At 59.3% G+C, this 21,124-nt stretch carries 22 protein-coding genes; 5 read left to right on the top strand and 17 right to left on the bottom strand.

Annotated elements, in window-relative coordinates:
* Positions 1 to 76: 76 nt before the first annotated feature.
* From ACR0CR_RS09580 to ACR0CR_RS09550, 7 genes are all read right to left on the bottom strand, one after another.
* Positions 77 to 880, bottom strand: a complete 804-nt coding sequence (locus ACR0CR_RS09580) for a CE1 family esterase (protein WP_480598422.1) — start codon at positions 878 to 880, stop codon at positions 77 to 79.
* Between the two features lie 281 nt (positions 881 to 1,161).
* Positions 1,162 to 1,755 (bottom strand): hypothetical protein, encoded by a 594-nt coding sequence (locus ACR0CR_RS09575; RefSeq protein WP_480598420.1) that lies wholly within the window; start codon positions 1,753 to 1,755, stop codon positions 1,162 to 1,164.
* Positions 1,752 to 2,825, bottom strand: a complete 1,074-nt coding sequence (gene pheS, locus ACR0CR_RS09570) for a phenylalanine--tRNA ligase subunit alpha (protein WP_480598418.1) — start codon at positions 2,823 to 2,825, stop codon at positions 1,752 to 1,754. Before pheS ends, ACR0CR_RS09575 begins: the two co-directional genes overlap by 4 nt.
* A gap of 70 nt (positions 2,826 to 2,895) precedes the next feature.
* The gene (locus ACR0CR_RS09565; RefSeq protein ID WP_480598417.1) at positions 2,896 to 4,266 is read right to left on the bottom strand and encodes a glutamate--cysteine ligase; all 1,371 of its coding nucleotides are present in this window, start codon (positions 4,264 to 4,266) and stop codon (positions 2,896 to 2,898) included.
* Between the two features lie 66 nt (positions 4,267 to 4,332).
* Entirely contained in the window at positions 4,333 to 4,860 is a 528-nt protein-coding gene (locus ACR0CR_RS09560) for a hypothetical protein (protein WP_480598415.1), read from the bottom strand.
* Positions 4,857 to 5,705 (bottom strand): GNAT family N-acetyltransferase, encoded by an 849-nt coding sequence (locus ACR0CR_RS09555; RefSeq protein WP_480598414.1) that lies wholly within the window; start codon positions 5,703 to 5,705, stop codon positions 4,857 to 4,859. The genes ACR0CR_RS09560 and ACR0CR_RS09555 overlap by 4 nt, the downstream gene beginning before the upstream one ends.
* Positions 5,702 to 6,427: a 16S rRNA (uracil(1498)-N(3))-methyltransferase gene (locus ACR0CR_RS09550; RefSeq protein ID WP_480598412.1), complete on the bottom strand. Its 726-nt coding sequence runs from the start codon at positions 6,425 to 6,427 to the stop codon at positions 5,702 to 5,704. The genes ACR0CR_RS09555 and ACR0CR_RS09550 overlap by 4 nt, the downstream gene beginning before the upstream one ends.
* Positions 6,428 to 6,439: 12 nt before the next feature.
* Here ACR0CR_RS09550 and ubiA point away from each other — a divergent pair, with 12 nt between their 5' ends.
* From ubiA to ACR0CR_RS09530, 4 genes are all read left to right on the top strand, one after another.
* A complete protein-coding gene (gene ubiA / locus ACR0CR_RS09545) occupies positions 6,440 to 7,402 on the top strand; it encodes a 4-hydroxybenzoate octaprenyltransferase (protein WP_480598410.1) in 963 nt (320 codons plus the stop codon).
* Positions 7,403 to 7,468: 66 nt separating this feature from the next.
* Positions 7,469 to 9,373, top strand: coding sequence for an OmpA family protein (locus ACR0CR_RS09540; RefSeq protein ID WP_480598409.1), 1,905 nt, complete (start codon positions 7,469 to 7,471; stop codon positions 9,371 to 9,373).
* Position 9,374: 1 nt separating this feature from the next.
* A complete protein-coding gene (locus tag ACR0CR_RS09535; protein WP_480598407.1) occupies positions 9,375 to 9,695 on the top strand; it encodes a hypothetical protein in 321 nt (106 codons plus the stop codon).
* Between the two features lie 90 nt (positions 9,696 to 9,785).
* Positions 9,786 to 10,619, top strand: a complete 834-nt coding sequence (locus ACR0CR_RS09530; RefSeq protein WP_480598405.1) for an isocitrate lyase/PEP mutase family protein — start codon at positions 9,786 to 9,788, stop codon at positions 10,617 to 10,619.
* A gap of 6 nt (positions 10,620 to 10,625) precedes the next feature.
* Here the strand turns inward: ACR0CR_RS09530 and ACR0CR_RS09525 are convergent, their stop codons facing one another.
* From ACR0CR_RS09525 to pgsA, 3 genes are read right to left on the bottom strand one after another with little or no spacing between them, the layout of a single operon-like run.
* Positions 10,626 to 11,069, bottom strand: coding sequence for a molybdenum cofactor biosynthesis protein MoaE (locus ACR0CR_RS09525; RefSeq protein WP_480598403.1), 444 nt, complete (start codon positions 11,067 to 11,069; stop codon positions 10,626 to 10,628).
* Between the two features lies 1 nt (position 11,070).
* Positions 11,071 to 11,316, bottom strand: coding sequence for a molybdopterin converting factor subunit 1 (gene moaD, locus ACR0CR_RS09520; protein WP_480531752.1), 246 nt, complete (start codon positions 11,314 to 11,316; stop codon positions 11,071 to 11,073).
* 3 nt (positions 11,317 to 11,319) lie between these two features.
* On the bottom strand, positions 11,320 to 11,988 hold the full coding sequence (pgsA, locus tag ACR0CR_RS09515) for a CDP-diacylglycerol--glycerol-3-phosphate 3-phosphatidyltransferase (protein ID WP_480598401.1): 669 nt from the start codon (positions 11,986 to 11,988) through the stop codon (positions 11,320 to 11,322).
* A gap of 169 nt (positions 11,989 to 12,157) precedes the next feature.
* Here pgsA and ACR0CR_RS09510 point away from each other — a divergent pair, with 169 nt between their 5' ends.
* A complete protein-coding gene (locus ACR0CR_RS09510; RefSeq protein WP_480598400.1) occupies positions 12,158 to 13,042 on the top strand; it encodes a DMT family transporter in 885 nt (294 codons plus the stop codon).
* Here ACR0CR_RS09510 and uvrC read toward each other — a convergent pair.
* From uvrC to ACR0CR_RS09475, 7 genes are all read right to left on the bottom strand, one after another.
* A complete protein-coding gene (uvrC, locus tag ACR0CR_RS09505) occupies positions 13,039 to 14,913 on the bottom strand; it encodes an excinuclease ABC subunit UvrC (RefSeq protein ID WP_480598398.1) in 1,875 nt (624 codons plus the stop codon). The genes ACR0CR_RS09510 and uvrC overlap by 4 nt on opposite strands.
* Before the next feature lie 290 nt (positions 14,914 to 15,203).
* The gene (locus tag ACR0CR_RS09500) at positions 15,204 to 15,983 is read right to left on the bottom strand and encodes an SDR family oxidoreductase (protein ID WP_480598397.1); all 780 of its coding nucleotides are present in this window, start codon (positions 15,981 to 15,983) and stop codon (positions 15,204 to 15,206) included.
* An 18-nt stretch (positions 15,984 to 16,001) separates the two neighbouring features.
* Positions 16,002 to 16,964: a calcium/sodium antiporter gene (locus tag ACR0CR_RS09495; protein WP_480598395.1), complete on the bottom strand. Its 963-nt coding sequence runs from the start codon at positions 16,962 to 16,964 to the stop codon at positions 16,002 to 16,004.
* A 168-nt stretch (positions 16,965 to 17,132) separates the two neighbouring features.
* Positions 17,133 to 17,930: a S49 family peptidase gene (locus ACR0CR_RS09490; RefSeq protein WP_480598393.1), complete on the bottom strand. Its 798-nt coding sequence runs from the start codon at positions 17,928 to 17,930 to the stop codon at positions 17,133 to 17,135.
* Between the two features lie 104 nt (positions 17,931 to 18,034).
* On the bottom strand, positions 18,035 to 18,796 hold the full coding sequence (locus tag ACR0CR_RS09485; RefSeq protein ID WP_170658269.1) for an ABC transporter permease: 762 nt from the start codon (positions 18,794 to 18,796) through the stop codon (positions 18,035 to 18,037).
* Positions 18,793 to 19,722, bottom strand: coding sequence for an ABC transporter ATP-binding protein (locus tag ACR0CR_RS09480; RefSeq protein ID WP_170658270.1), 930 nt, complete (start codon positions 19,720 to 19,722; stop codon positions 18,793 to 18,795). Before ACR0CR_RS09480 ends, ACR0CR_RS09485 begins: the two co-directional genes overlap by 4 nt.
* 131 nt (positions 19,723 to 19,853) lie before the next feature.
* Entirely contained in the window at positions 19,854 to 21,119 is a 1,266-nt protein-coding gene (locus tag ACR0CR_RS09475; protein ID WP_480598391.1) for a TAXI family TRAP transporter solute-binding subunit, read from the bottom strand.
* Positions 21,120 to 21,124 lie beyond the last annotated feature (5 nt).

The raw sequence follows: 21,124 nt of genomic DNA, 5'->3' as shown, positions 1-21,124 counted from the left end.
CTCGGGGCCTTTTTTGGCAGATATCCGTTTGGCACAGGCAATGACAAAGAATGCGCCAAGGTGCAAGCGCTGCGCGTCACGGATAGGTCGGAGTCCGGCCCAAAAGCTCGTCCAATTGCCAGCCGATCCAGCCATGGGGGATGAAGTGCCCGCCCGGATGGGTGTCCAGCGTGACCTGTCCTTGCGCGCAATCCGTCCATTCCAGGCGGCTGAGCGTCAGGAACGGCTTCACACTCCAATCCCCGCGCGGGGTGGCCGCGTGGCAATCAAACTTGGCCCGCCAGAGCGCGACCGGATAAGTCGTGTCCCCACCCGGGCCAAGAGGAAAATCCATCACCGTGTCGTCCAGCCCATGCACATGACGCACTTCGCGCGGGGCTTCGGGGCAGTCTTCGGTTTGCCGAATGCTGCCTGCGACGGCCAGCAGGGCTGCAATGTCGTTGCCCGATAGGCACACATAGCGCCACGCCATGGCCCCGCCGAAGGAATAGCCCGAGACATAGATGCTGTCGGGATCAATCGGATAGCGCTTTGCCACATCCTCCAGCACAGCATCGGCGAAAGGCACATCCCGCGCGTCCGCGCGCCAGAAATCCCAGCTTTTGCCCAAGCCATTGGGTGCCACCAGCAACACGCCGCGCAGCTTGGTCGCCCCTGCAATGCGTTCATGGTTCACCACCACATCGCCCTGCCGGGCCCAGCCGTGGAAATGCAGCAATACGGGCAGAGGCGTTTCGCCGTCCCACCCCTCAGGTTCCAGCACATGGTACGAGCGGTCGCCCACCTCACAGGCCGTATCGCCATGGCAGTCGGATTTCCAAGGCCCCATGGCGAGTGCCGGGGTCGCGGTCAGCAGCAGTAGAAGCAGTCGATAGATCATAGGCCGGAGCCTAGCCGCCTGACGCCAACTGTCACGTCACAACCCTGTGGGAACCTGTAACAAGCCGCGCGACTGCCCAGTTGTCATGTCAGATCACAAGCCGCGCTGTCGCCAGACCGCGGGGTGGCGATCCTAGGTCTGTATTGGACACTTTATGCCAGCCAAATCCGAGCACTGTTCGAGCGTTGCGCTGGCGGAGACAAATCGCCAGCCCGTGCGGGCGGTCTGGCGATAGCGCGGCGGCCTATCGGCCTTTGCTCCGCGCATCGAGTGCTACCACTTTAAATTCGATCAAGAGGAGGCAATTTATATGCCCTCACCCTAACTTCATTCGCCAGATTATCAATTGCTCGATCAAATTCTCGGAGAGCATTCTTTAATACCGGCTTGCATCGGTCGTTTAACTCCTTTTTGTTTATCTCTTCACTGGGACCTAATACTTGTAAAATGCTCTCAATTTCGGAAGAGAGATTTCTTAGAATATCTGAAGTTGACTTTGAGCACTCAATCGCAATCGGGACAATTTCTGAATGCATTAAAATCGTGGAGGCCTTCACTTTGACGATTAACTCGCGACGAACTTTGAAAGTTTTTGACAAGCTATCTTCAAGAGTTTCAAAGTCGTCAAATTTAATGTCAGAGAATTTCAGTCGTGCCTCTGTAAATTGAGCCACTAGTTCCTCATAAACTCTTCGTTGCTCTAACTCAATTTGCAGCTTCCGATCTTCGCTTTTTTGCCACGGGTAAGCTTTGAACGCGATTATCAATGCCGTGACAGAAGCCAATAGAGTTGGCCCCCAGTCAGAAAATGATCCTAGCCAGTGAAAGTCACGGCACACGTTTTCGCATGCCGCAATCAACTCAACTTCATTCAACGCGACAAACCATCATGCAGGTTCGGCATATCCAGCGCCGCAAACCCGTAGTGCCGCAGCCAGCGCAGGTCAGAATCAAAGAACGCCCGCAAATCCGGAATGCCGTATTTCAGCATCGCCAAACGATCGATCCCGATGCCAAAGGCAAAGCCCTGATAGACCTCGGGGTCAATGCCACCGGCGGCGATCACCTTGGGGTGGACCATGCCGGAGCCCAGAATCTCCATCCAGTCGTCGCCCTCGCCGATCTTCAGCTGACCATTGTCCCAGGAACAACGGATATCGACCTCGGCCGACGGCTCGGTGAAGGGAAAGTGCGAGGCACGGAAGCGCAGCTCGACATCGTCGACCTCGAAGAAGGCTTTCACGAACTCTTCCAGAACCCATTTCAGGTTCGCCATCGAGATGTCTTTATCAATCGCCAGCCCCTCGACCTGATGGAACATCGGCGTATGGGTCTGGTCATAGTCGGCGCGGTACACGCCCCCCGGACAGATGACGCGGATCGGCGCGCCCTGTTTCTCCATCGAGCGGATCTGCACCGGCGACGTATGCGTCCGCAGCACATGCGGCGGGCGATTGTCGCCCTCGGCACGGTGCATGTAGAACGTGTCCATCTCGGCCCGCGCGGGGTGGTGGCCGGGGATGTTCAGGGCGTCAAAGTTGTACCAGTCGTCCTCGATGCGCGGCCCTTCGGCCACCGAAAAGCCCAGCTCGGCAAAAATCGCGGTCAGTTCCTCGGTCGCCTGGCTGATCGGGTGGATCGAGCCCTGACGCCGCGCGCGGGTCGGCAGGGTGACGTCCAGCCATTCGGTGCGTAGACGCTCATCAAGGGCTGCATCGGCCAGAGCGGCCTTCTTCGCCGCCAGCGCCGAGTTGATCTCATCTTTCAGGGCATTCAGCGCGGGGCCTGCGACCTGACGCTCTTCGGGGGTCATCTTGCCCAGCTCGCGCATCTTCAGCGCGACCTCGCCTTTTTTGCCCACGGCGGCGACGCGGATCGCCTCAAGCGCGTTCTCGTCGCCGGCCTCGGCGATTTGGCCCAGATATTTTGCCTTAAGATCGTCCATGACGCCCTCTGAATTTGGTCGCCAACCTGCTATCGGCCCAGCCCCGCGAATGCAAGCGGGACCGGGCGGATCAATAGCTGTATTCAGGGAAAATCCGGGTCAGGTCGCCGTTCCAGTCGCCATTGTAGTGTTCCAGCAACTCATCCGCTGGCACCTGTCCCGTCTCGATGCTGTCCTTGAGGGCATTGAGGAAATGCGTCTCATCCGGCACCAGCCCGCCCGCACCGGGGTAGGCTCGGGCTTTCAGACCGGCATCGGCAATCGAGACCACCTCACGCGCCAGATCGTGCATGTTGATCGTGCCGACCTGTGCTTGCAGGCCGTCCTTGGCGGCCTCAATCCGCAGTGCCTCGCGCGTTTCTGTGTCCCAGCCTTTGACCAGTTCCCAGGCCGCATCCAGCGCGCCCTGATCGTAAGTCAGCCCAACCCAGAAGGCGGGCAGCGCACACAGGCGACGCCACGGACCACCATCGGCGCCGCGCATCTCCATGAATTTCTTGATCCGCGCTTCTGGGAAGGCCGTGGTCAGGTGGTCAGCCCAATCAGAGAGCGTGGGTGTTTCACCGGGCAGCGCAGGCAGTTTGCCCTGCAGAAAGTCGCGGAAGGACATGCCCAGCGCGTTGATATACTGGCCATCGCGATAGACGAAATACATCGGCACATCGAGCGCGTATTGAACGTAACGCTCGAACCCAAAGCCTTCTTCGAACACGAAGGGCAGCATACCGGTGCGCGCGTCATCCAGATGCCGCCAGATATAGCTGCGCCAGCTTTTCTGGCCGTTCACTTTGCCCTCGAAGAACGGAGAATTGGCAAACAGCGCCGTCGCCACCGGCTGCAGCGCCAAGGCCACGCGCAGCTTTTGGACCATGTCGGCCTCGGAGCCGAAGTCGATATTGACCTGCACCGTACAGGTGCGCCGCATCATGGCGCGGCCCATGGTGCCAACTTTCTCCATATAGTCGTTCATCAGCCTGTAACGGCCCTTAGGCATCAGAGGCATCTCGTCATGGGTCCAGATCGGAGCGGCCCCCAATCCGATAAAGCCCACACCGATCTCGTCGGCGATGTCCTTCACCTCACGCAGATGGGTGTTCACCTCGTCACAGGTCTCATGGATTGTCTCGAGAGGGGCACCCGACAATTCCAGCGCGCCGCCGGGTTCCAGGCTGACATTCGCACCGTCTTTTTCAAGACCGATCAGGTGGCCTGCTTCACGCACTTCGGCCCAGCCGTGGCGGTCGCGCAGACCTTCAAGTACCGCAACAATGGATCGCGTTCCCTCAAAGGGCAGAGGTTTCAGCGTGTCCTTGCAATAACCGAACTTCTCATGCTCGGTCCCGATGCGCCAATCGGCTTTGGGCTTGCAGCCCGATTCCAGATATTCGGCCAGTTGCTCGTGGCGTTCGATCGGCCCGCCGCCGGACTGGGGGATGGACATGAGACCTGTGCTCCGATCCTGCTGTGTCTGTCTTGAGGTCAGTCGTGGGCGGAAATGCCGCGAGTGTCAATGCAGCCGCAGATGCGCTGGGCGCATCGGATGCTTTTCCCAGATCACGACGGGATGCACCGCTCCGCCATTCAGTTCAGCCAGCATTTGTTCGGTTTTCAAGCCGGGCAGGTTCGAGAATACGTCGAACAAAGCCTCGGCCCCTTCGGCGTTCACCGGAATGTGAAGGGTCGGCTGGCCGGGTTGAGACAAAACCCAATGCGCCGGGTTCGAGGTGGGGTCCAGCGCCAGCCGTTCGATTTCACGCGTGGCGACGATGCCGCCGTCCAGCGGCCCGAAATAGGTTATCTGGCCCTCGTCGATGGTCACGACGCCCGGCCCGCCCGCACCGGTTCTGAACCGGGCGCGCTGTATGCCGATCACGGCCAAGGCCGCCGCGACAGCAACCAGAACCCAACCCATCCAGCCCAGAAGCCCCCCGGGGCCGCTGATCCAACTGAGGCCGACCAGTAGAACAACCGTCGCGGTCAATACTTCGCGCCAGCGCCACAGAGCCAGTTTTGCTTCGGGTCGAATGAAACTCATGCCGGGTCCTTTGGGTTTTTGAACAAGATCAGCGAGAACTGACCGGCGGGTTTGAACCCTATAGCGATATAGGCACGCGCGGCGGAATCGGAAGCCGCAAACAGAACCGCGCGGTTCACGCCCGCCGCGCGCGCCTCAAGCAGGTGCAGCGCAACGGCCAAACGGGCATAGCCGCGGCCGCGCATTTCCGGCGGTGTATAGACGCCCCCAATCTGCACGACATCCGGCAGTCGTGCGTTGAACCCGGTCATCGCAACCGCCTGATCCTCGATTAGAAGAACACGATGAGAATCGCCCGCTGTGTAGGCGGCCCAATCGGTGGCGGCTTGCTCACTTGCCCTGTTGGGGTCAAAATCCATAGCTTCGATCAGGTAATCCGTGCGCCATTTTTCAGTGACGTCCCGATCAAGCTCGTTCAGTGGAACCAGCCTTGCTCCGCTCGATTCAGGTAGGACAATCTGATCGAGTTCCAGCGAAAACCCGGGCTCATCGCTGTTCAGGGTCGCGGGACGCCGCTCCCAACCCGCCAGTTGCATCAGACGACGGGCCTGTGTCGCTTCTGAAGCCAACCCGAACAATGCGCGGCCCCGGATCAAATCAAGCGCGGCCAAGATTTCCGCTTCCGTGCAATCGGGGCATTGCATCAGAACCATGCCTTCGTTCGTGATCGAGAATACCGCGCGAAGATCGTCGCCCAACAGCCACATATTGACCGCGCGCGGGTCAGAGCCGCGCAGCCCATAATCCCGCAAATTCGCCAGAGGAAACATCGAGGTCTGAACATGTTGCAACAGGAACCGTTCGATCTTTGGCAGATCTGCATCCTGCGCCTCGTGCCACGTCAAACCCAATCCCCCAGCGCTTGCTGCCACATCGTCATGGCCGCGACCACCGCCGTATCGGCGCGCAGGATGCGCGGGCCAAGGCTGACCACATGCGCAAAGGGCAAACCCGACAGACGTTTACGCTCGCGATCCGAGAACCCGCCTTCGGGACCAATCAAAATGGCCCACGGCCAACCCTTTTCCTCGGCAGCCAGGCGCACAGCCGAGCCAACTTCGGCCTCGTCACAGAACATCAGCTGCCGGTCATCAGGCCACGCGTCCAGAGCCCGATCCAGACGCTGAAGGTCAGTGACCTCGGGCACAAATGTGCCTCCGCATTGTTCAGCCGCCTCAACCGCATGAGCCTGCAAACGATCCTGACGGATGCGTTCGGAATTGGTGAATTCGGTCTGCACCGGCATGATCCGAGCAGCCCCCATTTCTGCTGCCTTTTCAACGATGAAATCGGTGCGCGCCTTCTTGATTGGCGCAAAGAGCAGCCAAAGGTCAGGCGGCAATTGCAACGGTTTGGTCTGGTGGAGACAAGTCAAAGAACCACCACGTTTCCCGGCTTCAACCACATCGGCCAGCCACTCACCGTCCTTGCCATTGAACAGCGCCACTTGGCCACCAACAACCAACCGCATGACGCCGAACAGGTAGTGGGCCTGCTCACGCGTCAAAGGAACCGATTGCCCCGGACCCAAAGGGTGCTCTACATACAGTCTGATCTTTGCACTCATGAGACCTTACATATGCAAGGCAATGCCCCAACACCAGACGGTCAGGTCGCCGATGCCGTCAGCGGCAACTGGGTCGACACCCACGCGCCCGCCTTTGCCCGCCCCTATCTGCGGCTCAGCCGCGCAGACCGGCCCATCGGCACCTGGTTGCTGCTGCTGCCCTGCTGGTGGGGGCTGACGCTGGCGATTCTGAGCGACGGAAACCCAAGGTGGGAGGATCTGTGGATCGCCGTCGGTTGTGCCATCGGAGCCTTCCTGATGCGCGGTGCGGGCTGCACCTGGAACGACATCACCGATCGTGACTTTGACGGGCAGGTGGAACGCACCCGGTCGCGCCCCATCCCCTCGGGTCAGGTCAGCGTGCGGCAGGCCGTGATCTGGATGGGGGTTCAATGCCTGCTGGCGCTGGGGATTCTGCTAACCTTCAATCAGGCGGCCATTGCCATGGGCGTGCTGTCCTTGCTGCCAGTTGCGATCTATCCCTATGCCAAGCGCTTTACATGGTGGCCGCAGGCGTTTCTGGGCCTTGCCTTCAACTGGGGGGCCTTGCTGGCCTGGGCCGCGCATACCGGCACCGTGGGCTGGCCCGCGATCGTCCTCTACCTGTCCGGAATTGCATGGACCCTGTTCTATGACACGATCTACGCGCATCAGGATGCCGAGGATGATGAACTGATTGGCATCAAGTCCACTGCCCGGTTGTTTGGCGAAGATACGGCCAGGTGGCTCAAGTATTTTCTGGTCGCAACCGTGGGCTTGATGGGGTTGGCGATCGTCGACGCGATGCTGTCGCAAGCTTCTTTTCTGGCGCTGGTCGTTGCTCTGGGCGGCCCGTGGGCCATGGGCTGGCATATGGCCTGGCAATTGCGAGGACTGGATACGGAAGACAACGCAAAACTGCTGCAGGTCTTTCGCTCGAACCGCGATACTGGCCTTATTCCGCTGATCTTCCTGTGCGTGGCGTTGCTGCTCTGATTGCACCTCGCTCTCGGGCTGGGTAAGAGTCCGTCACTGAACGCCCGAGGAGTCCCGATTCACCCCATGCGCCTTCCCTACGCCATCGCCGTTGCGCTGATTTTTGCGGTATCTGCCGCGTTGTGTCTTGCTGCGGCAGGCCTTGCTGTTACACGGATCGAAGACGCCTCGGAACTGGCGGTGCGCAAAGCGCTGAACCTGCAAGGCCACGATTGGGCCGAGGTTGAATCCGACGGGCTGCGGGTGGTTTTGACTGGGACCGCGCCCGACGAAGCAACGCGGTTCAACGCATTGACCGCTGCCGGGACCGAGGTCGATACGTCTCGGGTCATCGACGACATGGAGGTTGCTCCGACCGCTGACCTGACGCCGCCGCGCTTTTCGGCAGAGATTCTAAGAAACGACAGCGGTGTATCGGTCATCGGGCTTGTTCCCGGAGCCGAGGCACGCGCAGCACTGATGGATCAGTTGGAAAGCCTGGATCGCGACAATCCGGTCATGGACCTGACGGAAAGCGCCGACTACCCCAGGCCAGACGGATGGGACGACGCGATCACCTATGCTGTCGAAGCCCTGTCTCGCCTACCCCGCGCCAAGATTTCGGCCAGCCCCGGATTGGTTCGGATCACCGCCATTGCGGAAAGCCAGCAGGAAAAAGAACGGCTGGAACAGGACCTGAGCCGCACTGCGCCGCCGGGTTTGCGCATCGGGCTGGACATTTCAGCCCCGCGCCCGGTGATCACGCCCTTTACCCTGCGCTACCTGATCACCGAAGACGGTGGCGCGTTTGACGCCTGCTCGGCCCAGGACGAGACGGCACGGGATGCGATAATCGAAGCGGCGCAAAAGGCCGGCCTGCATGGGCCCTATTCCTGCACCATCGGCCTGGGTGTGCCCTCGCCCCGCTGGGCGGACGCGGCGGCCCTCAGTATCGATGCCTTGTCAGGGCTGGGTCAGGGATCGGTCACTTTGTCGGACGCGGATATCACGTTGGTTGCGGCGCAGGGCACAAACCCTGCAGTCTTCGACCGGGTCGTGGGTGAATTGGAAAATGCCCTGCCTGACGTATTTGCCCTGCACGCGGTGCTGCCAGAGCCGGAGACCGAAGACGCCGCAGGCCCGATTGAATTCACAGCCACGCGCAGCCCCGAAGGCCTGGTCCAATTGCGCGGTCGGCTGGGCGACGAAACGCTGCGGGACATGACCGACAGTTTTGCGCGCGCGGCGTTCGGTTCCACTCAGGTTCATATCGCAACGCGTATCGCTCCGGATCTGCCGGCAGACTGGCCCGTGCGAGTGCTGACCGGGCTTGAGGCGCTGGCGCAGTTACATAACGGTGCGCTGACTGTGACCCCGGATGCGGTCGATCTGTCGGGCATCAGCCACGACCCCGATGGCAAGGCCCGGATTGCCGGCCTGCTGTCGGACAAGCTGGGGGACGCACAGGAATTCACCTTGGCGATCACCTATCAGAAGCCACCCGAGCCTGAAGACGCCCTGCCTGATCCCGAGCTGTGCGAGGAACAGATCGCCGAGGTTCAATCTGCCAACAAAATTGCATTCGAACCCGGCTCAGCGACCGTGGCTTCGGATTCTCGGGACACGTTGAACCAGATTGCCGACATCTTGCGGGAATGCGGGCCGATCCGGCTTGAAATTCAGGGCCACACGGACAGCCAAGGCCGGGAAGAGATGAACCAGCAACTCAGCCAAGGGCGCGCGCAATCCATCCTGAACGAATTGCGCGGCCGCCGTGTGCCAACCTCAAGCTATTCCGCTGTCGGGTATGGAGAGACCCAGCCCATTGCCGACAACGACACCGAAGAGGGTCGCGAGGAAAATCGCCGGATCGAGTTCCGGCTGATCCGGCCCGCGCCTGCGACCAACACAGAAACCGGGTTAGAGGCGATGGAAGCCGAGACCGAAACGCCGACAGATGCGCAGACAGACGCTTCCGCAGAGGACCAGTAAGTTGAACAGAATAGAATTCATTATCGCCACTGCCATAATCCTGTTTGCTGCGTTCTGCATGGGCTGGTTCGCAAATTGGCTGGCCCATCGCCTGTCTCGCGTGCGGCAAAGCGACGTGGCCGATCTGGATCGTATGAGCCAGGAACTGCACGAAGCAGAAGAGACCCGCGATCAGGCGATCACCTACTTGCAGCAGCGCGAAGCTGAGCTGACCAACCAACTGACTCAGACCGAGGCCGAGCTGTCCGCCGCGATGGAAGGCCTTCGGGCCGCGCGTCAGGAGGCCGAGGAACTGCGCGGGCGGATCAACAACGCGGATTGAACAGGTCGCCGCTCGGGATTGTTCCCCAAAGTTTTTCGCTCCGATATCGGCAACCTCACGCTATGTTCCGCACACGCATGAGGAAGACCAATGTCGAATCAACACGCCACGTTTGAATATTTCAAAAGCCTGCATTTCAGGTCCGAAGCCTTGGTCATTCCCAACCCGTGGGACGCCGGTTCGGCCAGATTGCTGGCGAATATCGGATTTGAGGCCTTGGCAACGACAAGCGCCGGCCTTGCTTTTTCAAAAGGAAAACGCGATTCCTGCTCGGAATTGGGCCGGGATGAGGTTCTGGCCAACGCCCGCGACATCGTTGAGGCTGTCACCCTGCCCGTCTCCGCTGACCTCGAAGGCGGTTTCGGCCGCGCGCCGGAAACCTGCGCCCAGACCATTCGACGGGCAGCAGAAACCGGTTTGGTGGGCGGATCAATCGAAGATGCCACAGGCGACCCGGATGCCCCAATCTATGACATGCATGAGGCGGTGGATCGCATTCAGGCCGCTGCCGAGGCGGCGTCAGATTTGCCCTTCCTTCTGACCGCGCGGGCAGAGAACTATCTTTGGGGCCGCCCGGATCTGGGGGATACAATCAAGCGTTTGCAGCTGTTTTCCGAAGCGGGCGCGGATGTTCTTTATGCCCCCGGCCTACCGGACTTGGACGCAATCAGAACCCTATGCCACGAGGTCGACAAACCCGTAAACGTCGTGATGGGGTTAAGCGGCGCGACATTCTCGGTGGCTGAACTGTCCGAGGCAGGCGTACGGCGCGTCAGCGTTGGCGGCTCATTCGCGCGGGCTGCGTTTGGGGCATTGAAGCGGGCAGCCGACGAAGTGAAATCCAACGGAACATTCAGCTATGCGCGTGATGCGATACCCGACGCCAAGATGGCCGGGCTTCTGGCCTCAAAGCGGCTGGACTGATCGCGTCTACCACCGCGTCAAAGCGTCTTCGTCCTCATCCTTTGCAGCGACCCATTCAGCACCGGAAGTCGTGATCTCTTTTTTCCAGAATGGCGCGCGGGATTTGAGGTAGTCCATCAGGAATTCCGCCGCCTCAAACGCATCCTTGCGATGTGGCGCGGCGGTCGCGACCATCATGATCCGATCACCCGGAACCAAACGCCCATGCCGGTGAATGACCAGAACATCGCCAAGCGACCATCGGCTTTGGGCCTCTTCTGCGATTTTGGTCAAGGCGCGTTCGGTCATGCCGGGATAATGCTCGATCTCCATCACATCCAGATCGCCGCTGGCCAGATCGCGCACCACACCGGTGAAGGTCACAATCGCCCCATTGGCATCGTCGCCATCCGCAAACGCGTTGGCCTCGGCCCCCAGATCAAAGGGGGCTTGCTGAACGACGATGCGCATATCAACCGCCTGTCATGGGAGGGAAGAACGCGACTTCGCGGACACCGGTCAGAGGCGCGTCGAAATCCGACAGCTCCTGATCCAGCGCCACGCGCAGGGCAGACAGGTCAGCAAAGGCGGCGGCATAGCGATCCTCGCGCGCGCTGAGTTCGGCGACCAAATCACTGACCGTTGCAGCCTGCGTTTCGACCTTTTCTTTCGGCAGACCGATGCGTTCGCGCACCCAGGCGAAATACAACACGTCCATCGCTCAGCTCTCCTTCAGGTGGGGCATGGCTTTACGTAGGTAGTCAAAGCCTGTGATCAATGTCAGCGCTGCCGCAATCCACAGCAGCCACAGACCGATACGACCCGACCAGAACATGCCTTCCAAGTGCCAGCGGATGTGGTTCACATCCTCTGCCTGCCCGGAAAGGACCTGATCGATGATCGTGGGATCCATGCCGAATGTGGCCATCACAAGATAGTGTTCGAAAATACCCTGCGAGAACAGCACCGCAATCGCCACCATCTGCGCCGTCGTTTTCCACTTGGCCAGTTTGGTTACTTTCAAGGTTCCGGCGGTGTCCCCCAGATATTCCCGCAGACCCGAGACAAAGACCTCGCGGAACAGGATCACGGTGGCGGGCAACACCAGCCATGGCGTCCAGTGCTCCGTTGAATAGCCCACGATGATCATCAGCGCGATCACCACCATCGCCTTGTCGGCAATCGGGTCCAGCATTGCCCCCATCTTTGTTTCCTGTTTCCAAGCACGGGCGAGGTACCCGTCGAACCAGTCGGTGATCGCGGCCGACAGGAACAGGATCAACGCAAACCAATCGGCATAGGGCCGGGTGAAATACAGAAACATCACGGCCAGACCGGGCGCCGCCAACAGGCGTAGCAGAGTCAGGATATTGGGCAGGTTCCACTTCATGAACCGACCCTACATCGCCGGTCCGAGACATAAAAGATGGCCCATTGAAAATCTGGCCCGATCACAGATGGTTGCGGCATTGCAGCCATAGATTCGCAATCACGAACACGCGCCTTGGCGGGCGTCGGGTTTGCGTTCAGATTGGCTGTTGGTTTCGACGGGGTGCACGATGAAGACTCATATTCAAACCGACGCCCGGTCGAACCTGGCCGGCAGCGCGTGGATGGTCGCGGCGATGGCATTGTTTGCGCTGGAGGACGCCTTGCTGAAAGGCGCTGCGGCCGTTCTTCCGATCTGGCAAATGCTGGTGCTGTTCGGCTCGGGCGGCGCGGTGATATTTGCAGCCGTGGCTGTGCTGCGCAGCACGAAGCTGTTTCAGGCGGATGTACTGTCATACCCGATGAAGATCCGCGTGGTCTTCGAAATCCTCGGGCGGTTGTTCTATGTGCTGGCCATTACTTTGACGCCGCTCTCTTCGGCTACGGTAATCCTGCAGGCAACCCCCTTGGTCGTCGTCGCCGGAGCAGCGCTGTTTTTTGGCGAAACCGTCGGATGGCGAAGGTGGAGCGCCATTCTGATTGGGCTGATCGGCGTGGTGATCATCATCCAGCCGACCGAGGACAGTTTCTCGATCCTGTCGTTGCTGGCGGTGCTGGGCATGTTGGGCTTTGCCGGGCGCGATTTGGCCAGCCGCGCCGCGCCTGCGTCATTGGGGACAGAGGTGCTGGGCTTTTACGGTTTCCTCTGCATCATCGTCGCCGGGCTGCTCTATCGCTTTTGGGAAGGCACACCGCTGCACCCCCTGAACCCGCATGTCGGCCTGCACATAAGCGCCGCAATCGGGATGGGCGTCATGGCCTATGCAGCGCTGATGAAAGCGATGCGCACAGGCGCGGTCTCCTCGGTCACGCCTTTCCGCTATTCCCGGCTTCTGTTCGGGATCGGGTTGGGCGTGGCGATATTTGGTGAACGTCTGGACCAAACGATGTGGATCGGGTCAGCGCTGATCGTAGCCTCGGGGCTTTACATCCTATGGCGCGGGCGACGGGCCTAGCCCTTGTCGTGGAAGAAATCATAAACCTTCTGTGCAAGCCCGGCTGAGATCCCCTCAACCGCTTTCAGATCCGCTAGGTTGGCCCGACTAACTGCTTTGGCGCTGCCAAAATGGGTCAGCAAGGCGCGTTTGCGCGCGGCCCCCACGCCTGGGATTTCATCCAGAGGCGTCGCCCCAACTGCCTTGGCGCGCTTGGCCCTATGGGTGCCAATTGCAAAACGGTGCGCCTCATCCCGCAGGCGCTGAATGAAGTACAGCACCGGGTCATTGCGTTTCAGGGCAAAGGGACGCTGGCCAGTTCGGTGGAATTCTTCCTTGCCGTGGTCGCGGTCGACACCTTTGGCGACGCCGACCATTGGGATGTCGTCAACGCCATGCTCGACCATGATCTCGTGCACTGCACTGACCTGCCCGGCCCCGCCATCGATCAGCAGAAGGTCGGGCCACATACCCTTGTCGCGATTGGGATCTTCTTTTTGCAACCGCGTAAAGCGGCGGGTCAGGACCTCTTTCATCATCCCGAAATCGTCACCCGGGGTCAGGTCATCGCCTCGAATGTTAAACTTGCGATAAGCGTTCTTCATGAACCCTTCGGGGCCTGCCACGATCATGCCGCCGACGGCATTGGTGCCCTGAATATGTGAGTTGTCGTAGACCTCAATCCGACCCGGAGGGGTATCCAGATCAAACGCCTCGGCCACACCACGCAGCAACTTGGCCTGCGTGGCGCTTTCCGACATGCGCCGCGCCAAAGACTCGCGCGCATTGCGCAGGGCTCCGGCGACCAGTTCTTGTTTCTCGCCGCGTTGCGGGACAAGGATTTCAACCTTGCGACCAGCCTTTTCCGACAGCGCTTGTTGCATCAGATCGCCGTTTTCGATCCCATCGGACAGGATCAGCTGACGCGGCGGTTCCTTATTGTCGTAGAACTGGCCGAGGAACGCCTCCATCACCTCAGCCGGGGACACATCCGGGCCGACCCGAGGGTAGAAATCCTTGTTCCCCCAGTTCTGGTTCGCACGAATAAAGAACACCTGAACGCAGGCCTGCCCGCTATCCATATAGAGGCCGATCACATCCGCCTCGGTCACGCCGCGCGGGTTGATGCCCTGACTGGTCTGAACCTGCGTCAGCGCCCTTATCCGGTCACGCAGACCGGCGGCGCGTTCGAACTCCATCGCCTCAGAGGCGGCCATCATCTGTTCGGCCAGATCCTCCTGCACCTTGGTCGACCGTCCCGACAGGAACCGTTCGGCATCCTTGACGCTTTCGCGGTAATCGCTTGCCGAGATCAACCCGACACACGGCCCCGAACAGCGTTTGATCTGATACAGCAGGCAGGGGCGCGTGCGGCTGTCGAACATAGAGTCCGAGCAATTGCGCAGCAGGAATGCCTTTTGCAGCTGGTTCAGCGTCCGATTTACGGCGCCTGCGCTGGCAAAGGGGCCGAAATAAGCGCCCTTCTCTTTCTTGGCCCCTCGATGCTTCTTGATCTGCGGAAAGGCGTGATCCTTGGCGACCAGAATATTGGGAAAGCTCTTATCGTCCCGCAGCAGCACGTTGTATTTGGGCTTGAGCTGCTTGATCAGGTTCTGTTCCAGCAGCAACGCCTCGGTCTCAGTGCGCGTGGTCAGGAACATCATCGAGGCGGTCGCGGCGATCATCTTCTCGATCCGCCCCGAATGGCCGGGCCGCGTATAGTTCGACACCCGCGCCTTCAGGTTACGCGCCTTGCCCACATACAGAACCCGACTGTCGGCATCGAGCATCCGGTATACCCCCGGAGAGCTGTCCAGCGTTTTCACGTAACGCTGTATGCATTTGTATCCAATGCGCTGGCTGTCGGGGTTCGGGTCGTTCTGAACGGTCATGGGCCTGAGATATGATTCCCTGACAATGGCTGCAATCTTGCGACCCTCAAATCAAGAGAAAACAAATCCACGGTTTCTGTGGATAACTGTGCAGATAAGTTTTGTAGGATCGCCATTTTCCCTTAATTTATTAAGAATTCCTGGATTTGCACAAAAATTAGGCAGCAGATTATACCGTTGAATTTGTTGGTTATTTTTTCAAGCTCATGACAAGTGCATGAAAAACAAGACAATTTTGTAACGCACATGTAACGGAATCGAGAGCGGTGTAAAACTTGCAACTGTTATGTCTATTCAATGCCCAAAACGTCCGGTGTTTGCCATCCGAGATGCTGGCCTCCATCCACGCACAAAAGCTGCCCCGTGACGGCATGCGCGTCTAGAAAATAGCCTAGGGCGGCAGTGATATCAGATGGATTTGCGCCACGTTCCAGAACGGTGTTGGCCCGCTGAGCACTAAAGTGCTCAGTACTTTGGCGGTGGCCTTGCAACGTCGGCCCAGGCCCAATGGCGTTGACGCGAATGGCTGGTGTCAGCGCCTGTGCCGCAGTTCGGGTCAGCGCCCACAACCCCATCTTGGCGATGGTGTAAGACATGAATTCGGGTGTCAGCTTGCGCACGCGCATGTCCACCATGTTGACGATCAGGCCGGTGGCGACCGGTTCGCCCATTTCGTCGATTTCGGGCCTGAGTCCTTGTTCCGCCATCGCTTGCGACAACACAAAGGGCGCGCGCAGATTGCTGTCGATATGCCGGTCCCAGCTTTGGCGTGTGGCGGTGCGGATGTTGTCGTACTCAAATATTGAGGCATTGTTGACAAGACAGGTGATCGGCCCGCCCAGCGCCTCAGCGGCGCGCGGCAGCAATTGCGTGACCTGCGCTTCGTCCAAAAGGTCGGCCTGCAAGGCGGCCGCGTTTCGGCCCAGAGTTTTGATCTCGGTCACTGTGTCCCGCGCGGGCTGACCGGAGGTCGCATAGTGCACGGCCACGTCATAGCCGCGCTGCGCCAAATACTGCGCCATAGCCCGCCCAAGTCGCGCTCCGGCACCTGTGACTAAGGCTCGGGTCATTGCAGTGTCTCCGTCATCTCATGCCAACAGAGACACGACATAGACCGCGTAAAGGATGGTCAACAAAAAACCCCATCCGCGCGTGATGTCTTTCTTGAAAAAGACAAACGGGATCAACAACAGAGACGCGCCAAGCATGACCCAAAGGTCGAACTGCAGGAATTCCGGATCGACGGGAATGCGTCCGAACAAAGTGGCGATGCCGACGATGGCCAGCAGGTTGAACATGTTCGAGCCAATCACGTTGCCCAGCGCCACGTCAGCCTGCCTGCGCAGCGCGGCCATTACGGTGGTCGCAAGTTCGGGCAGCGACGTTCCGACCGCAATCAGGGTCAGGCCAATCACAGTTTCACTGACCCCGTAGGTCAGCGCAATTTTCGTCGCATTTTCGACCAGAAGATGTGCGCCCATAGGCAGACCGATCAGGCCCAGGATCAAATACACCGTGACCTTCCAATAGGGCATATTCGGGTCGGCCTCATCCAGACCTTCCAGATCATCATCATCGGCGCAGGCCTCACCGCAGGCTTTGCGATGCGCATGTGCCTCGCGGAAGGCGTTCCACAAGACCAGCCCCAGGGCCGTCAGCAGGATCGCTCCGCTGAAAAGATTGAATACCCCGCAAAAGGCCAGCCCAATGAACAAAACGCTGGCCAGCAGCATGAAGACATAGTTTTTGCGGCTGTCGCACTCGCTTGTGTGCAGCGTGGCGAGCAGCGCGGGCAGGCCCAGGACCAGAAGGATATTGGCGGTGTTCGACCCAACCACGTTACCAAGCGCGATGCCCGGCGCGTTTTCCTTGATCGCGCTGATCGCAATCAACAACTCCGGGGCAGATGTCCCAAAGGCCACAATCGTAAGACTGACGATCAGCGCCGGAACACCCAGCCTGAGGCTGAGATTGACGGCACCGCGCACCAACGCATCGCCTGCCAGTAACAGGATCAGCAAACCCAGGCCAGAGAACAGCCATGCCGTCATCCACGGCCTCCCTTTTCGCAAGCGCAGGGGCCTGTACCGATCCTGAACCGTTTACACCGCGGACATCTTGCTGAACTAAGGCGCTTCTGCCCCGGAAAGCGCAGCTTGCCGAACATCGCCAGAACGGCCATGGCAATCAGGAACAGAGTGACGGCCTTGATAATCACGCTACAAACCGAAACGCGCGTAAGCGGCACGCTCCTCAATCCCGGAGATGGTGTCCTGTGCCAAAGATGCCCCGAACCGGGACCAGATCGGTTTGCGTAACCCGTAGCGGCGGAACCTGACCTTTTCGCCGAACCGCTCCTGCATCTTGGGCTTCAGATGCGCAATGCCTTCGATCAGACCCAGCTTTTGCGCGCGACGAGCCAACCAGACCTCGCCATTGAACAGGTCCGCGTCTGCATCCAGTTTGTCGCCGCGCCGGGCTTTGACATGCGCAATGAAATTCTCATGAATGTCGCCCAGCAGCACTTTGAGCCTTGCGACATCCTCTTTCTTTTCCGGAGCAAACGGGTCCAGCATCGACTTCGATTGACCCGCCGTATGAACCCGCCGCTCAACCCCTTGCCGCGCCAGAAACACATGCGCTCCAAAGCCAGCCGAAATAACCCCGATCGATCCCACGACCGAGCTTTCGTCGGCCCAAATCTCATCTGCAGCCGCCGCCAGCCAGTACCCGCCGGACGCGGCAACATCTTCGACGAAAGCGTAGACGGGGATATCAAGCTCTTCCGCCAACCGCCGGATACGCGCACCAATCAATGAGCTTTGCACCGGTGACCCGCCGGGTGAGTTAACCTCAAGCGCGACGGCGGATGGTTTTCCCTTACGGAATGCCTTTTCAAGAACCGGCGCCAGCGCCGTGTCGTTCAACGATCCGCGCCCCGCCATTCCAATCGCTCCGGACAGGCGGACAATGGCGACGGTAGGCTGTTTTTTGACGAAAGGCAGGCTGAGCTTCATGGATGCCGATGTAGAGTGCGGCCAACCGCGAAACAAGGGACCCACCGGGCCTTAAACGTTACGTGAACCAAATTCACAGGTGCAAACGACATAAATGCAACGCCTTAACTGCGGATGCGCCAGCCGGTTTTGAAGATCCAGCCGATGATGGCCAGGCAAACCCCGGTGAACGCGACGATGGCCAGCAAGCTCCAGAAAACGGGGACATCGGATATTCCGTAAAACGACCAACGGAAACCGGAAATCAGATATACAACCGGGTTGAATAGCGTGATCGTTTGCCAAAGCGGTGGCAGCATGGATATCGAATAGAACGTGCCACCCAGGAAGATCAGCGGCGTTACGACAAGCTGAGGCACCAGAGACATTTGCTCAAAGTTGCTGGCCCAGATGCCAACGATGAAGCCCAATAGGGAAAAGCTGAGACAGGAGAGGATCAGAAACGCCGCCATCGCAAAGGGGTGTTCGATACGCAGGTCGACAAAGAATGTGGCGGTGACAAGAATAACAAGCCCCACGAACAAAGCCTTGGTGGCGGCGGCGCCGACATAGCCGATCACAATCTCGATGAAATTGATCGGCGCCGAAAGCAACTCGTAGATCGTACCCAGAAACTTGGGGAAATAGATGCCGAACGAGGCGTTTGAGATCGACAGCATCACGACCGACAACATGATTAGCCCCGGCACGATGAATGCGCCATAGGATACGCCTTCAACCTCCTGGATGCGGCTGCCGATGGCGGTGCCGAAGACGACAAAATAAAGCGACGTGGACAGGACAGGCGACAGAAAGCTCTGTGCCAACGTGCGAAAGAACCGGGCCATTTCGAACCGGTAGATGGCGGCGATGGCGGACCAGTTCATGCAGACTCTCCGGATACCAAATTAACGAAAATCTCTTCCAGACTCGATTGCCGGGTCTGCACATCCCGCAACACCAGACCGGCCTGCGCCACGTCGTTCAACAAAGTGGTGATGCCTGTGCGATCCGCATGGATATCATAGGTATAAACCAGCGCATCGCCGCTTTCGGTCATAGTCAAGCTGTGCGCGGCCAGACTGTCGGGAATTGCCGAGATCGGATCGGTCAGCATAACCTCAATCTGTTTCTTCCCCATCTGTGCCATCAACGTGTCTTTGTCCTGCACCAACAGCAACTCGCCCTTGTCGATGACGCCGACGCGGTCGGCGATGGCCTCGGCCTCTTCGATGTAATGCGTGGTCAGAATGATAGTGACACCGGCCTGTTTCAGCTCGGCCACAATCGCCCACATATCTTTGCGCAGCTCGACATCGACCCCTGCAGTGGGCTCGTCCAAAAACAGCACACGCGGCTCGTGCGCCAGAGCCTTTGCAATCAGAACCCGCCGCTTCATCCCCCCGGACAATTCCTTGATCGCATTGCGGCGCTTGTCCCAAAGGGACAGTTTGCGGAGGATCTCTTCAATCCGGGCATTGTCGCTGCCATGACCGAAAAGGCCACGCGAGAACCGGACGGTGTTCCAAACCTTTTCAAACGGCTCCAGCGCGATTTCCTGCGGCACCAGACCGATCATTTTACGTGCAGCGCGAAAGTCGGTCTGAATGTCATGTCCACCCACGGTCACCGACCCCGAGGTTGGCGTGGTGATCCCGCACACGGTAGAAATCAACGTGGTCTTACCTGCCCCGTTCGGACCAAGCAGAGCCAGAATCTCACCTTCTTCGATGTCCAGCGAGACACCCTTCAGCGCCTCAAAGCCACCTTCATAGGATTTGCGTAAATCCCGGATGGATAGAATGGTTGTCATGCGTTCCCTCGCTCTGGCCGCGACACTATCCCGCCATCCGGCAAGAGAACAGGGCATTTCCGCACAGGTTTATGCGCATTTCCGTAGCGAAGGTCCCCTGCACGTCCATTGTCGCACAAGTCTGGCGCTCGTCACGAGTGACTGGTGCGCTGCATCTCCGCGATCCGCTTTTGCACAAGCTCCAGATGCAGACGGGCATCATATTGCCCTTGCCGATATGCGGCAGGCAGGCGCAGGGTCGCCAGACGGTCATCCAATTCATGCAGGTGTTCCTGCATGTCCGCCAGTTGCTCTGGACCCGGATTGTTTGTCAGTTCATTTTCAATATCCCGTATCTCGGGGTAATGCTGCCAGACGCGCCAGCGCATGAAATAGGCATAAGCCATGGGCAAAAGCCGCAGCAGCGGCACGACAATGAAAAAGAATGGCAACAGCAACAGCAGCACCCGGTTGATCTGGGCTGCCACCCAATAGGGCAACCAGTTGTGCCAGGTCGAAGGCCCCTCCAGTATCAATTGCCGCGCGGTGTTGCTGACTGTCAGCCCGGTGCCTTCCAAACTTGGAAAAACACCCGGGTCCGTGATGATACCTCTGGTGCGATGCAGTTCCAGCGCAGCCATGGTCAGGCGGTTGATCAGCGCTGGGTGCAGGTCGGGGCGGACGACCAGCCGCGCCTCGATCGCGATGAGATCAACCGGGCGCGGCGGCAGGACGGGGTCCAGCGACATGCCGCCCGTCGGCACGGTCACCACGGTTGCATATTCCAACCGACGCGAGATCGCCTCAACATGATCCAGATCCAGCACGCGCAGGCTGGGTACTTCATAGGCCGCTTTCAGATAAGGCGCCTCGATCGGAGCGACAAAAACTGCAATATCCAATTGCCCGTCCAGCAGCGCCTCAGCCGCGTCGGCGTAGGGAATCGAAAGGTGTTCGTTGTCGGATTCTGTCAGACCGACCGCGTTCTCAAAATCCCGAAAAGCTGCGGCAGTTCCTGATCCCGCCGCGCCACTGTTGATCCGCAGCCCTTTCCACAAGGCGGGATTGCGGGGGATCGTGGCGTCATCGCGGGCCAGAAAGATGATCGGTTCAAAGAACACCGCACCAACCGCTTCGGCCTTGCTTGGATCAACTCTGATGCCGCCCTGTAAAAAGGCCGCGTCTACCGCCCCTTGGTTCAGCAATTCGGCATTTTCGACCGACCCTGCGGTCTTGACACTATCCATCTGGATATCATCACGAGACAGAATGGTGCCATAGTCTCGGGCCACCTGCACATAGGCACCTCCGTCGGGGCCTGCCGCCAGTGACAGGCTACCCGGTGGGTGCAGGCGCACAATTATGGTCGCCAAAATGGCCACCGCAGTGACCGCGCACAACATTATCCAAAGGCGCATCCGAC

The sequence above is a fragment of the Ruegeria sp. AM2 genome (assembly GCF_056540685.1).
The sequence above is the reverse complement of the archived record's forward strand: the minus strand, read 5'-3'. Positions and strand labels throughout refer to the sequence as shown.